The sequence below is a fragment of the Brevundimonas sp. genome, assembly GCF_003248455.1.
Taxonomy (GTDB): Bacteria; Pseudomonadota; Alphaproteobacteria; order Caulobacterales; family Caulobacteraceae; genus Brevundimonas.
In genome coordinates this window covers 51,334-63,512 of the sequence record NZ_QFNM01000023.1, presented here as the reverse complement: position 1 = coordinate 63,512, position 12,179 = coordinate 51,334, and the positions used below count along the sequence as shown (strand labels likewise).

The following is a 12,179-nucleotide window of genomic DNA, read 5'->3' as shown; positions in this document are numbered from 1 at the left end:
ACGTGGCTGGCCTTGGTGACGACCCACAGGCCGCCGTTGTGCTGCAGGACCATGCCGGGCTTGATGGTGTTGCCGTTGATCTTCATGGGGTCACATCGGGAATAGGGTTGCGCGCTCGCACCCGTTCCGGGCCGAGGCGAATAGGGCGCGATCCCTAGAGGAAGCCCCGACAAAGGGCAAGGCGACGCGCGCTCATGCCGGGACCGACTACGCCTCGTCGGCCTTGCGATGCAGGAAGTTGCCCAGCCGCACGCCCGAACCGGTCGGGGCGGCCATCTTGCCGGCGCCCTCGTCCAGTTTGCGCGCCTCGTGGGCGAAGGCGGCGGCCAGACCGGCCGAGGACATGGCGGCGACGACCTGGCGCGCCATCGATGCGGGGCGCAGGCCCAGCCAGATGGCGTTCACCGTCTGGGCCGCGACCCACAGGCCCATGGCGCGCGTACGCGCCTTCTGCGGCGGGGCGTTCCACACCCGCACGGCCGACAGGGTCGTCGCCGAAAACACCGCCGGCAGGATCAGGCTGAACGCCCCTTTCGGCTTTTCGGTGATCGGCAGATCCCCGTCGCGCACCTGCTTGAAATCGCGCCGCGGCTTCAACGCGCCCGAGGCGATGGTGTGGGCCAGAAGGGCGAAACCGACGGTCAGGGCGATGCCCGCCGCGACATGGCCGGCGCTGCGTCCCTCGCTGTTCAGCAGGTCTGCGGCGGCGTCGCGCACGTCGTCGATGGCGTCGTCGATATCGGTCATGGCGCGCTCCAGCTTGGCCCTTGTGAAAGGCTAATGAGCGGATCGAACGGCGGTTCCCATCAGTTTCCGGTGGCCGCGCCGTCGGGCACGATCTCCTTCATGGCCGCCTGCAGATAGTTCTGCGCGCCCATCAGTTCGATCAGCTTGTGCTGGTTTTCCAGGAAGTCGATGTGCTCTTCGGTGTCGGCCAGGATTTTCATCAACAGGTCGCGGCTGACGTAGTCGCGCATCTCCTCGCACTGGGTCACGGCGGCGGCGGTGGTCGCGCGGCTGTCCAGCTCCAGCTGCAGATCGGCGCCCAGGCATTCTATGGGATCTTCGCCCACCTTCAGCTTGTGCAGGTCCTGCAGATTGGGCAGGCCGTCCAGGAACAGGATGCGTTTGATCAGCATGTCGGCGTGCTTCATCTCGCCGATCGATTCTTCGTAGATGACGTGTCCCAGATGAGCCAGGCCCCAGCTTTCGAACATCCGGGCGTGCAGGAAATACTTGTTCACCGCCGTCAGTTCGTTGGTGAGCACCGCGTTCAGCGTGCGCAGGATTGCGGGGTCGCCCTTCATGGCCATGGTCCTTGGTCTCGTCACGGCGCATCGGTCGCCGTCAGCCGACGCCATACCACATCGGAGCGCGCATTGTTTACTTGCGACTTCTTATCATCGCATTGATAGTGCGAGTGATTTTCGACCGCGCGAGATGGCGGTCCTACTCGGCTGCGAGTGCGAAGGCTTCGCGGCTGTCCTGGATCATCTGGCGCATCTCGCAGACGCATTTGGCGCACTGCGCCTGGCATTGATGGCTGGCGAAGATGTCGCGCGGCCGGCTGGCGCCCGCCTCTATGGATTGGGCCACATCCCGCTTGCGAAGGCCGTTGCAGTTGCAGACGTACACGAGTTTCTACGCGATCCACCGACTGAGAATGGTTCGCTATATCACTCTTTAAGGCGATTGCAAGTCGTTCTCATGCGCTGGACCGCTTGCGGCCGTTGACGCGGGATCGCAAGGGAGGGAAGGACGGCTATGGCCAAGACCTCGCTCGTCCCCGACCGCCCGCCGTGCCGGCTATACCTGATCACGCCGCCGGCGATTTCCCACCTGGACGCCTTCGCCGCCACCCTGGACCAGGCGCTGGCGGCCGGCGACGTGGCGGCGCTGCAGATTCGCCTGAAACCGGCCGATGACGACACGATCCGACGTGCGGTCGATGTCCTCGCGCCTGTCTGCCGCCGGCATGATGTCGCGGTCATCCTGAACGACCGCCCCGACCTGGCGCGCGCCGCCGGCTGCGACGGGGTCCACATCGGCCAGGGGGATGCGCCGCTGGCCGAGGCGCGGCGCATCATGGGACCGGACGCCATGATCGGCGTCACCTGCCACGACGACCGCGATCTGGCCTGGGACGCCGCCGAGAACGGCGCCGACTACGTCGCCTTCGGCGCCTTCTACCCGACCTCGACCAAGGCGACGGTTCACCGGCCATCGCTGGATCTGCTGACCGTCTGGCAGGAAACCGTGGAGACGCCCTGCGTCGCCATCGGCGGCATCACCCTGGAGACGGCCGAGCAGGTGGCCCGGGCCGGCGCCGATTTCGTCGCCGTCAGCGGCGGAATCTGGAGCTATGACGGCGGCGCAGCCGAGGCGGTTAAGTTGTTCAATCGAAAGTTGAACTTCCAACTTTAAGGGATGTTAGGAACCCTGTGGTCATTTGCGCCCTGACGCTTTTCGGTCAGGACGCTTTCATGATCATGAGCCGTGCGCTCAACAGCGACGTGTCCCCCGTCGAGTCTCGGACGGCGCCGCCGAAGGCTGGCCGATATTCGAGCGAACGCGGCGAGGGATCGGACGCCTTCCGTCCGCTGGCTCCGGTCCTGACCGGGGTGGCGGTGGCCATACTCGTCGCCACGGCCATCGCCTATGGGCGTTCTGCGGGGCTGGTCGCCGGCTTCTGGGGGGCGAGCGGCGTCGCCATCGCCGTGTGGCTGCGGACCAGCCGGGGGCGGGCCAACGACCTGACGTTCGCCGGGGTGCTGACGGTGAGCATCCTGATCGGAGAGATCATCGCCGGCAACAGGCCCCTGCTGGCTCTGGCCTTCGCCATCGTGAACATGATCGAAATCGTCGGGGCGGTGCTGCTGGCGCGGCGCTTCGCGCCGACGCTGAACCTGTCGACCCTGAACGGGGCGGCCGGTTTCCTGTTCTTCGCGGCGGGTCTGGCGCCTCTTCCCGCCGCTCTGGGCAGCGTCGTGATTCAGATGCAAATGGGCCAGGCGGAGGTCTGGCAGGGATTTCAGGCCTGGTGGTTCGGCCATGCCTTGGGCATCGCCGTCTTGGGCGCGATGGGTTTGTCGCTGACGCGCGCCACCCTGGTTCGTCTGACCCGTCCGAACAAGATGGTCGAGGCGGCCGTGCTGCTTGCCGGCCTGCTGGGCTTCTATTACGCCGGTTTCGCCGGTCATTTTTCTGCGGGCTTCTTCCTCTTGCCCCTGCTCATGATCATCGCGGTGCGGCTGGGCGTGGCGGGCATCGCCTTCGCCCTGATCCTGGTCACGCTCTTGTCCGTGGGCGGGGCGATGATGGGGCACGGACCCTATGGGCAGGGCAGCCGGGCTGAGCAGGTCGTGATGGCCCAGATGCTGGTGCTGATCGGCTATATGCCGATCCTGCTGGTCGCCTCCCTGCTGGAAGAGCGCGACGTGCTGGCCGAGCGCGCGCGGGCGGGCCGGGAAAGGGCGGAGAAGGCGTCGGAAGCCAAGTCGCGCCTTCTGGCCAACGTCGCCCACGAGATCAAGAGCCCGGTCGCCGGGATCATCGGCATCGGCGATCTGTGGCGTCAGGGACAACTGGGGCCGATCACGGCGCAACAGGCCGAGATGTCCGAGGTGCTGGTCGGCACCGCCCGCCAGATCGAGACCCTGGCGCACGACCTGCTGGACGTGGCGCGCGCCGAATCCGGTTCGGTTCGGGTCGAACTGCGGCCGACCGACATTCCCGGACTGCTGGAGGACGTCCGTCGCATCTGTCTGCTTCGCCCCGACGCCGGCAAGACTGTGATCGACGTCGTGTGCGAGGGCGACGGCTTGATCGCCGTGGCGGATTCCCAGCGACTGGTTCAGGTCGTGACCAATCTGACGATCAACGCCCTCAAATACGGCGCCTCGGGCGGGCGCGTCGTCCTGCGGGCGCTGCGGGACGAGGATTGCGTGCGGATCGAGGTCGTCGATTTCGGTCCCGGCCTGTCCGTGCAGAAACAGGCCCAGCTGTTCGAGCCTTTCAACCGTCTGGGGCTGGAGCGTTCGGCCCTGGAAGGGCACGGCGTCGGCCTGGCCCTGGCCAAGCGGCTGGTGGAGCTTCAGGCCGGGTCGATCGGCGTGGAATCGGCCCCCGGCGAAGGCGCGACCTTCTGGGTGTCCATCCCGAAGGCGTGAGGCCGCGCTTGCGAAGCGGGCGCCGCCGCGCGATGGTCCGGCCATGACCCTGATCGCCCTCGCCACAGCCTTCGCCCTGTCCGGTCAGGCCGCGCCGCCGCCGCGCGGCGCCAGCGACCTGACGCGCGACCTGAACAGCGCGCCGCCCTCCGCAGCATCGGCAGCCCCCCGCCCGGCGACGCCGGCGCCCGCCGCGACCGATCCGCGAGCCGCGCCCGCGCCGTCGTCTGCACAGAGACCGGCCTCGCAGGCGACGGCGCCCCGTCCGGCCGCCATAGCCCCGTCGACCCGGCCTGCGACGCCCGCAGCGGCGCCCCAGGCCACGCCTGCCATGCCGCAGACTGCGCCCGCGCCGGCGGCTCTGGATGCGGCGGGGGTCGCCGCCCTTCCGTTCCGCATCGAACTTCCGGCCGGCGTGGTCGTGGTTCCGGGGCGGGCGGGCGCGGACGCCGCCATCTACCGCATCCAGCGCGATGGCCAGACCCTGGTCATGATCTACGCCGGGCCGTCGTCCCAGTTTCCGATCTATGACGGCGACATGGTGCGAACGGGCGCGCGCGCCTCCATCGTCGTCAACGAAGCGGGCCGACGCCTGGCGATGGAGCATCTGTTCCAACGCGCCGCGGCGCCCAAGGAAATTCACGTCTGGGTCGCCAGCGTCGCCGGCGCCGACCGCGATCTGGCCGAACGGATCGGCCAGTCGGTCGATCCGCGCTGAGAATCAGCTCTCGCACCAGACCGCCATCTCGGTCCGCGCCGGATCGGCGAAGTGAAAGCGCCGCCCGCCGGGGAAGGCGTAGATCGGCCTGACGATGCGCCCGCCCGCCGCCTCGACGCGGGTCTGCATGGCCTCCAGATCGCGCGCATAAAGAACGGGCAGGGGCGCGCGCGTCCGATCCGCCGGATCGGCGTCGAAACCCCCGTCCAGCCCCTGGTCGAAGGCCGCATAGGTCGGGCCGTAGTCCACGAAGGTCCAGCCGAACGCCTGGCTGTAGAAGGCCTTGGTTTGCGGCAAATTCGCCGCCGGCAGTTCGATATAGTCCAGCTTGCCGTCTTCACGCACGGTTGATCTCCTGATCTTCGAGCCGCCGACCGACCCTCTTGCACGGCGGCCCGACTTGCGCAAACCTGCAAACGGTTCGCAGTCGCAGGAGTCGAGCGGTGATCGTGATGACCACGGGGTTGGCGGGCCTGGTCGCCCTGATGCAGCGGGAACAGAGGCCTTTGACGCGACAGGCCGGGCCGGCCTCGCGTCCGGTCGCGTCGGCATCGGACGCGCCGCGTCGGCCCGGCTCCTGATCCTCAGCCGACCTGGGCGCGGTGCCTCAGCATGGCGTCGGCCAGGACGCAGGCGGCCATGGCCTCGACCACCGGCACGGCCCGCAGGGCGACGCACGGATCATGACGACCCTTGGTGCGCAGATCCGTTTCATGGCCGTCGCGGGTGATGGTCTGGCGCAGCGTCAGGATGGAGGAGGTCGGTTTGAACGCCACGCGCGCCGTCACCGGCTGCCCCGTCGAAATCCCGCCCAGCATCCCGCCGGCCTTGTTCGACAGAAAGACCGGCTGCTTGTTTAGGTCCAGCCGCATCTCGTCGGCGTTCTCTTCGCCCGTCAGTTCCGCCGCCTCGAACCCTGCGCCGATCTCCACGCCCTTGGCGGCGTTGATCGACATCAGGGCGGCGGCCAGCTCCGCATCCAGCTTGCCGTAGATCGGCGCGCCCCACCCCGCCGGCACGCCCGTCACCTCCAGCGCCACGACCGCGCCGATGGAGGAGCCGGCCTTGCGCACCTCGTCCAGATAGGCCTCCCAGGCGGGAACGACCGCGGCCGAGGCGGCGAACAGCGGATTGTCGCGCACGGCGTCGAAATCCACGGCTTCGGGCGCGATCCGGTGCGGCCCGATCTGCACCACGCCGGCCCTGATCTTGACGCCGTCGCCCAGCACCCGGCGCGCCACGGCCCCGGCGGCGACGCGGCTGGCCGTTTCTCGCGCCGAGGATCGGCCGCCGCCGCGATGGTCCCGCACCCCGTATTTGGTCTGATAGGCATAGTCGGCATGGCCGGGGCGATAGGCGCGGGCGATCTCCCCATAGTCCTTGGACCGCTGGTCCTCGTTCTCGATCAGGATCGAGATCGGCGCGCCGGTCGTCACGGGGCCCGCGCCGTCGTCGAACACGCCCGACAGGATGCGGGCGGCGTCGCTTTCCCTGCGCTGGGTGACGAACCGGCTGCCGCCCGGCTTCCTCTGGTCCAGCCAGGGCTGGATGTCGGCCTCGGTCAGCGGGAGCAGCGGGGGGCAGCCGTCGACCACGCAGCCGATGGCCGGGCCGTGGCTTTCGCCCCAGGTGGTCACGCGAAACAGATGGCCGAAGGTGTTGTGCGACATGGCCTCGACTTAGGCCGCCAGACGTTCCTGCGTCCAGACCCGCGTGAACCGGACCAGCAGGTCCTCGGCCGCCGACGGCGTGTCCGAAGACGGCGTCAGGGTGACGAACAGATGCCCCGCGGCCCGCGATCCGCGCGCCGGCAGGCCCAGTCCCTTCAGCCGCACCCGGACCGGCGCGGCCATGTCGGCCGTGATCCAGGCCGACCGGGCGCCGGCATAGGTCTCGATCTCCACCCGGCCGCCATCGGCCATCAGCCGACGCTCGACCGGCCAGGACATGAACAGATCGTCGCCCATGACCGACAGCCCGTCTTCGGGCCGGATCAGCACGGACAGATACAGGTCGGACCCGTCCGCCGCGCCGCCGCTCAGCCGCAGATGGTCGCCGGTGCGCAGGCCTCTCGGGGCCGTCACCCGCACCGTGCGCGTCCCCAGCCTGACCTCGACCTTGCCGCCGCTCAGGGCCTGGATCGGCGTCAGGGTCAGGACCGGGGTCGGCGCCGGGCGGGCGCTGGGCGCGGCCAGGGCCGGGCGGACCGGCCGATGCGCCTGGATCAGGCGATAGGCGGCGATCACGCGCCGGAACCGCTCGGCGTCGCCGCCCGGCTGGTCGGGGCGGGCCGACTTGACGGCCGAGCGGAAGGCGGCCTTCAGCGCCGGCGCATCCGCATCGCCCGCCACGCCCAGGATCGCCAGGGCCTCGCGGACGCCGGAAACGTCGGATGCAGGACGGTGCTCGCTCATGGCCCCATCGTCGGCCGATCAGGGTCAATGGGCGGTTAACCGTGACGGCGCGGCCTTCGTTTTTGACCTCGGTCATTCCCACCGTTCGGCCCAGGGGCTAGATCGGGGCCATGACAGCATCCGTGATCCCGCCCAGCCCGTCGCGCGAGGACTACGCCCGCGACTACGCCGCCGCCCTCGCCGCCAATGGCGACGAGACGATCTTCGCGCGTCCCGAACCCATCGGCCTGTTCGTCGAATGGCTGGCCGATGCGCGCGCGCATGAGCCGAACGACGCCAACGCCATGACCCTGTCCACCATCGACGCCGACGGTCTGCCGGACGCGCGGATCGTGCTGCTGAAGGACGTCGATGCGCGCGGCTTCACCTTCTATTCCAACGCCGAGAGCGCCAAGGGCGTCGAACTGGCCGCGCATCCGGCGGCCGCCCTGACCTTTCATTGGAAGACCCTGCGTCGTCAGGTGCGGGTGCGCGGCGCCGTCCAGCCGGTCTCGACGGCGGAGGCGGACGCCTATTTCGCCAGTCGCGCCCGCGAAAGCCGGATCGGGGCCTGGGCCTCGGACCAGTCGCGGCCCCTGTTGGATCGCGCGGCGCTGGAAGAGGCCGTCGGGCGCGAAACCGCGCGGTTCGACGGGCAGGATGTGCCCCGCCCCGACCGCTGGACCGGCTGGCGGGTGACGCCGCGATCGGTGGAGTTCTGGCGCGACCGGCCTTTCCGACTGCATGACCGTCTTCGGTTCGACCGCGACGGCGAGGCCTGGATGTCCCTGCGCCTGTGGCCCTGACGCCGCCGACCAACGCATCAGTTCAGTTCAGAACAAGGTTCCTCACAACGATCACGACGAGTTCACCGCGAACACGACGAAGCCGTGCCCGGTTCTAAGAATCTTGACGCTTCGCGGCGGCGAAGCCGCACATCGATCAACGGCCTGGACTAAGGCGTTGAGAGTAATCGAAGCGCGTTCGGTCCCGTCGTGTTCTCCGTGAACTCGTCGTGCTCGTTGTGATGAACCCCTTCCAGACCGTCGACGACGCAAGCGTTAAAGGCTTCAGGTCCGCAGCAGCAGCGAGCTGTCGCCGTAGGAATAGAAGCGATAGCCGTCCGCCACCGCATGGGCGTAGGCCGCCTTCATCGTGTCGGTCCCGGCGAAGGCGCTGACCAGCATGAACAGGGTCGACTTCGGCAGGTGGAAGTTGGTCATCAGCACATCGACCGCCCTGAACCGATAGCCGGGCGTGATGAAGATGGCCGTGTCGCCGTGGAAGGGCCTGATCGTCCCGTCCTCGTCCGTGGCGCTTTCCAGCAGGCGCAAGGAGGTGGTGCCGACGCAGACGATGCGGCCGCCGTTCGCGTGCACGGCGTTCAGGGCGGCGGCGGTGTCGGGCGACACCTCGCCCCATTCGCTGTGCATCCTGTGGTCGGCCAGGTCGTCGGCCTTGACGGGCAGGAAGGTGCCGGCCCCGACATGCAGCGTCACCGCATGGGTCGTGACCCCCCTGGAGCGGATGGCCTCCAGCAGGGCCGGCGTGAAGTGCAGGCCCGCCGTCGGCGCGGCGACCGACCCGTCGTGCTCGGCGAAGACGGTCTGATAGTCGGAGCGGTCGCGGTCGTCCTCGGGCCGCTTGGCCGCAATATAGGGGGGCAGGGGCATCACCCCGACCTCGCGGATCGCGTCGTCCAGCGCCGGGCCGGACAGATCGAACCTCAGGGTGATCAGGCCGTCGTCGCCCTTGGCCGTCGCCGTCGCATCCAGCCGGCCCAGGTCGCAGGCGGCGTCGGTTTCATGCCCGAACCTTATCCGGTCGCCCGGCTTGATGCGTTTGCCCGGCTTCATGAAGGCGGACCAGACGTCGGGCGCGTCGCGGTGGTGCAGGGTGGCCTCGATCTCGACCGTCAGGATTTCGTCATCCGCGCCGATACGCTGACGCACGCCCGACAGGCGGGCGGGGATGACGCGCGTGTCGTTGAACACCAGGGCGTCGCCGGGGCGCAGGAAGTCCGGCAGGTCGCCGACGACCCGATCCTCCAGCGCGCCGTTCCTGACGACCAGCAGTCGGGCGGAATCGCGCGGATCGGCCGGTCGCAGGGCGATCCGGTCTTCAGGCAGGTCGAAATCGAAATCGGCGGTCTTCATCGGGCGCTCTATAGGGGCGTCCGACGCCCTGCGCCACGTCGCGCCCGCCGACACGCGCTTTCGCCCATCCCCGCCTTCTGAATCCTATCGGGAATTTCCGGCCGAACGACTTTCGACCTATCGGTCCTTGGCGCGGTGGTAGGATGGTCGCCGATCTTTGAAAGGGCGATTTTCAGACGATTCACACTATTCAGACGGTGAAAATTGCCGCTGGCGTCCGACGCCGTCCACCCCGGGCGCGAACGCCCCGGCCCAGGCGCCGTAGCGGTTCGGCCACGGGTCGTTCGCGTCGATCTTTGAAAGGGCGATTTCAGACGATTCACACTATTCAGACGGTGAAATTGCCGCCGGCGTCCGATGTCAGCCAAACCCCGGCGCGAACGCCCCGGCCCAGGCGCCGTAGCGGTTCAGCGACAGGTCGTGCGCGTCGATCTCGGGCGAGCGCCCGTCGATCGTGTCGGCCAGGACGCGGGCCGAACCGCAGGCCATGGTCCAGCCCAGGGTGCCGTGGCCGGTGTTCAGATACAGGCCCGGAACCTTGGTCGCGCCGATGACCGGCGTGCCGTCCGGCGTCATGGGCCGCAGGCCGGACCAGTAGCTGGCGCCCTTCAGATCGCCGCCGCCCGGAAACAGGCTGCCGACCGAATGCTCCAGGGTTTCGCGGCGCAGGGCGGGCAGGGTGTTGTTATAACCTGACAATTCGGCCATGCCGCCGACCCGGATGCGGTCCCCCAGGCGGGTGATCGCGACCTTGTAGCTCTCGTCCATCACGGTCGAGACGGGCGCGCGGTCCGCATCCACGATCTGCGCCGTGATCGAATAGCCCTTCACCGGATAGACCGGCAGCTTCAGCCCGACCGACGCCGCCATCTGCGGCGAATGCGACCCCAGGGCCACCACCACGGCGTCCCCCGTCATCGGGCCCCGGCTGGTGCGGGCCCCGACGACCCGGCCGTCGACGGTTTCCAGCCCCAGGATATCGACGCCCTGGTGGAAGGTCACGCCGCGCTCGGCCGCCATACGCGCCAGGGCGTTGGTGAACAGGAAGCAGTCGCCCGTTTCGTCGTGCGGCAGGCGCAGGCCCCCGACGAAGCCGACGTCGGACGCCGCCAGCCCCGGCTCGGCCGCGATGCAGCCCGCCCGGTCCAGCACCGCGCACGGCACCCCCTGGGCCTTCAGCACATCCACGTCCTTGTGCATGTCGGCCAGCTGTTTCTCGGTGCGGAACAGCTGCAGCGTGCCCTGCTGGCGGCCGTCATAGGCGACGCCTGTTTCCCGGCGCAGCTGGTCCAGCTGGTCGCGGCTGTATTCCGCCAGGCGCACCATCCGGCTCTTGTTCAGCGCATAGCGATCGTGGGTGCAGTTGCGCAGCATGGCGATGGTCCAGCGGATCATCGCCATGTCCAGCCGGGGGCGCAGGATCAGGGGGGCGTGGCGCATCAGCAGCCATTTCATCGCCTTGACCGGAATGGACGGCGCGGCCCAGGGCGCCGAATAGCCGGGCGAAACCTGGCCGGCGTTGGCGAAGCTGGTTTCCAGGGCGGGACCGGCCTGGCGATCCACCACGACGACCTCGTGGCCCGCCTGGTTCAGATACCAGGCCGTGGTCACGCCGATCACGCCCGAACCCAGCACCAGAACGCGCATGAGACAATCCTGCTCGAATCCTGAAAGACCGAAACTTAGCCTTGGGTCGTCCGACGATCCTGCCTGTTTGCGCAACTTCCTGCGGCTGATATGCGATGCAGGCAATCCTGTGCGCCGTTATGGTGGAATCTTGTGACCCTGCTCGACCCCATGGATCACCGCCTGCTTCGACGCCTGCGGGCCGACGGGCGAATCAGCAATGCGGACCTGGCGGCCGCCGTCGGTCTGTCGCCTTCGGCCTGCCTGCGACGGGTGCGGCGGCTGGAGGAACGGGGCGTCATTCGGGGCTACGCCGCCGTTCTGGCCAATGACGCCGACGACGGGGTGGTGGCCTATGTCGAGATCACCCTGGAGAAGCAGACCGACGATCATATGCGCCGGTTCGAGGCGGCGGTGCGCAACCACCCGGAAATCCGCGACTGCTATCTGATGGCGGGGGCGGCGGACTATATCGTGCGTGCCGTGGCGCCCGACATCGCCGCCTATGAGGTGATCCACAAGGATGTGCTGTCGCGCCTGCCCGGCGTTTCGCGCATCCATTCCAGCCTGGCGATCCGCAACGTCCTGGCCGCCCGAGGGTGAACCGTCGCCGGGTTTCGGTGTTCAGCAGGCATGAAGATCACCGCGCTTTTGCCTTCCGCCCTCATCGGCGCCGTCGCCAGCGCCCGTTCCATGACTCCGATGGCGGCGATCGCCGTCGCCGAATTGGCGCACAAGCCGACGCCGGGACGGGTGTTCCTGCTGAACCAGCCCCTGTTCAAGTTCGGCGCCCTGTTGATGGGCGTGGGCGAGCTGTTCGGCGACAAGATGAAGTCGGCCCCGGACCGCACGGTCTTCCTGGGCCTTCTGGCGCGAGTGATGAGCGCGGGCATCGCCGGCTCGGCCCTGGCGCCGCGCGGTAAGGAGAAGCTGGGCGCAGGTCTGGCCGTCGGCACGGCCGTTCCTTTGGCCTATCTGACCCTGGCCGGCCGCAAGAAGGCCATGGCCCGGATCGGCCAGACCCGCAGCGGGCTGATCGAGGACGCCCTCGTCGTCGGCGCGGGCGCCCTGGTCGTCGGGTTGACCGTCGCCCGTCTGAGCCGCCGATAAAGACCTC

14 protein-coding genes are annotated in these 12,179 nt (G+C 68.6%); 6 read left to right on the top strand and 8 right to left on the bottom strand.

The genetic code is table 11. The features are described 5' to 3' along the window. Window positions 1-207: 207 nt before the first annotated feature. From DI624_RS10295 to DI624_RS10285, 3 genes are all read right to left on the bottom strand, one after another. Window positions 208-747 carry a tryptophan-rich sensory protein gene (locus DI624_RS10295; protein WP_291537996.1) on the bottom strand — a complete coding sequence of 180 codons (540 nt, stop codon included), beginning with the start codon at window positions 745-747 and terminating at the stop codon, window positions 208-210. Between the two features lie 59 nt (window positions 748-806). Beyond that, a complete protein-coding gene (gene bfr / locus DI624_RS10290; RefSeq protein ID WP_291537994.1) occupies window positions 807-1,307 on the bottom strand; it encodes a bacterioferritin in 501 nt (166 codons plus the stop codon). A gap of 142 nt (window positions 1,308-1,449) precedes the next feature. Continuing rightward, window positions 1,450-1,635, bottom strand: a complete 186-nt coding sequence (locus tag DI624_RS10285; RefSeq protein WP_291537992.1) for a (2Fe-2S)-binding protein — start codon at window positions 1,633-1,635, stop codon at window positions 1,450-1,452. Between the two features lie 129 nt (window positions 1,636-1,764). Here DI624_RS10285 and thiE point away from each other — a divergent pair, with 129 nt between their 5' ends. From thiE to DI624_RS10270, 3 genes are read left to right on the top strand one after another with little or no spacing between them, the layout of a single operon-like run. Then, window positions 1,765-2,424, top strand: coding sequence for a thiamine phosphate synthase (gene thiE, locus DI624_RS10280; protein ID WP_291537990.1), 660 nt, complete (start codon window positions 1,765-1,767; stop codon window positions 2,422-2,424). Between the two features lie 59 nt (window positions 2,425-2,483). Further along, window positions 2,484-4,169 carry an ATP-binding protein gene (locus DI624_RS10275; RefSeq protein WP_291537988.1) on the top strand — a complete coding sequence of 562 codons (1,686 nt, stop codon included), beginning with the start codon at window positions 2,484-2,486 and terminating at the stop codon, window positions 4,167-4,169. A gap of 43 nt (window positions 4,170-4,212) precedes the next feature. Further along, window positions 4,213-4,887 carry a hypothetical protein gene (locus DI624_RS10270; RefSeq protein WP_291537987.1) on the top strand — a complete coding sequence of 225 codons (675 nt, stop codon included), beginning with the start codon at window positions 4,213-4,215 and terminating at the stop codon, window positions 4,885-4,887. Window positions 4,888-4,890: 3 nt separating this feature from the next. On the opposite strand, the gene DI624_RS10265 is transcribed toward DI624_RS10270, so the two are convergent. From DI624_RS10265 to DI624_RS10255, 3 genes are all read right to left on the bottom strand, one after another. Then, on the bottom strand, window positions 4,891-5,232 hold the full coding sequence (locus DI624_RS10265; protein ID WP_291537985.1) for a VOC family protein: 342 nt from the start codon (window positions 5,230-5,232) through the stop codon (window positions 4,891-4,893). A 239-nt stretch (window positions 5,233-5,471) separates the two neighbouring features. Next, the gene (gene aroC / locus DI624_RS10260) at window positions 5,472-6,557 is read right to left on the bottom strand and encodes a chorismate synthase (RefSeq protein WP_291537983.1); all 1,086 of its coding nucleotides are present in this window, start codon (window positions 6,555-6,557) and stop codon (window positions 5,472-5,474) included. A gap of 9 nt (window positions 6,558-6,566) precedes the next feature. Continuing rightward, window positions 6,567-7,301 (bottom strand): DnaJ C-terminal domain-containing protein, encoded by a 735-nt coding sequence (locus DI624_RS10255; protein WP_291537981.1) that lies wholly within the window; start codon window positions 7,299-7,301, stop codon window positions 6,567-6,569. Between the two features lie 110 nt (window positions 7,302-7,411). Between DI624_RS10255 and pdxH the strand changes: the two genes are divergently transcribed. Continuing rightward, complete coding sequence (gene pdxH, locus DI624_RS10250; RefSeq protein ID WP_291537980.1) at window positions 7,412-8,086, top strand: pyridoxamine 5'-phosphate oxidase; 675 nt, start codon at window positions 7,412-7,414, stop codon at window positions 8,084-8,086. 264 nt (window positions 8,087-8,350) lie between these two features. Here the strand turns inward: pdxH and queA are convergent, their stop codons facing one another. After that, window positions 8,351-9,436, bottom strand: a complete 1,086-nt coding sequence (queA, locus tag DI624_RS10245) for a tRNA preQ1(34) S-adenosylmethionine ribosyltransferase-isomerase QueA (RefSeq protein WP_291537978.1) — start codon at window positions 9,434-9,436, stop codon at window positions 8,351-8,353. 360 nt (window positions 9,437-9,796) lie between these two features. Then, complete coding sequence (locus DI624_RS10240; protein ID WP_291537976.1) at window positions 9,797-11,083, bottom strand: D-amino acid dehydrogenase; 1,287 nt, start codon at window positions 11,081-11,083, stop codon at window positions 9,797-9,799. Between the two features lie 132 nt (window positions 11,084-11,215). On the opposite strand from DI624_RS10240, the gene DI624_RS10235 reads away from it, so the two are divergent. After that, on the top strand, window positions 11,216-11,665 hold the full coding sequence (locus DI624_RS10235) for an Lrp/AsnC family transcriptional regulator (protein ID WP_291537974.1): 450 nt from the start codon (window positions 11,216-11,218) through the stop codon (window positions 11,663-11,665). 30 nt (window positions 11,666-11,695) lie between these two features. Continuing rightward, window positions 11,696-12,172, top strand: coding sequence for a hypothetical protein (locus tag DI624_RS10230; protein ID WP_291537972.1), 477 nt, complete (start codon window positions 11,696-11,698; stop codon window positions 12,170-12,172). Window positions 12,173-12,179: the final 7 nt, after the last annotated feature.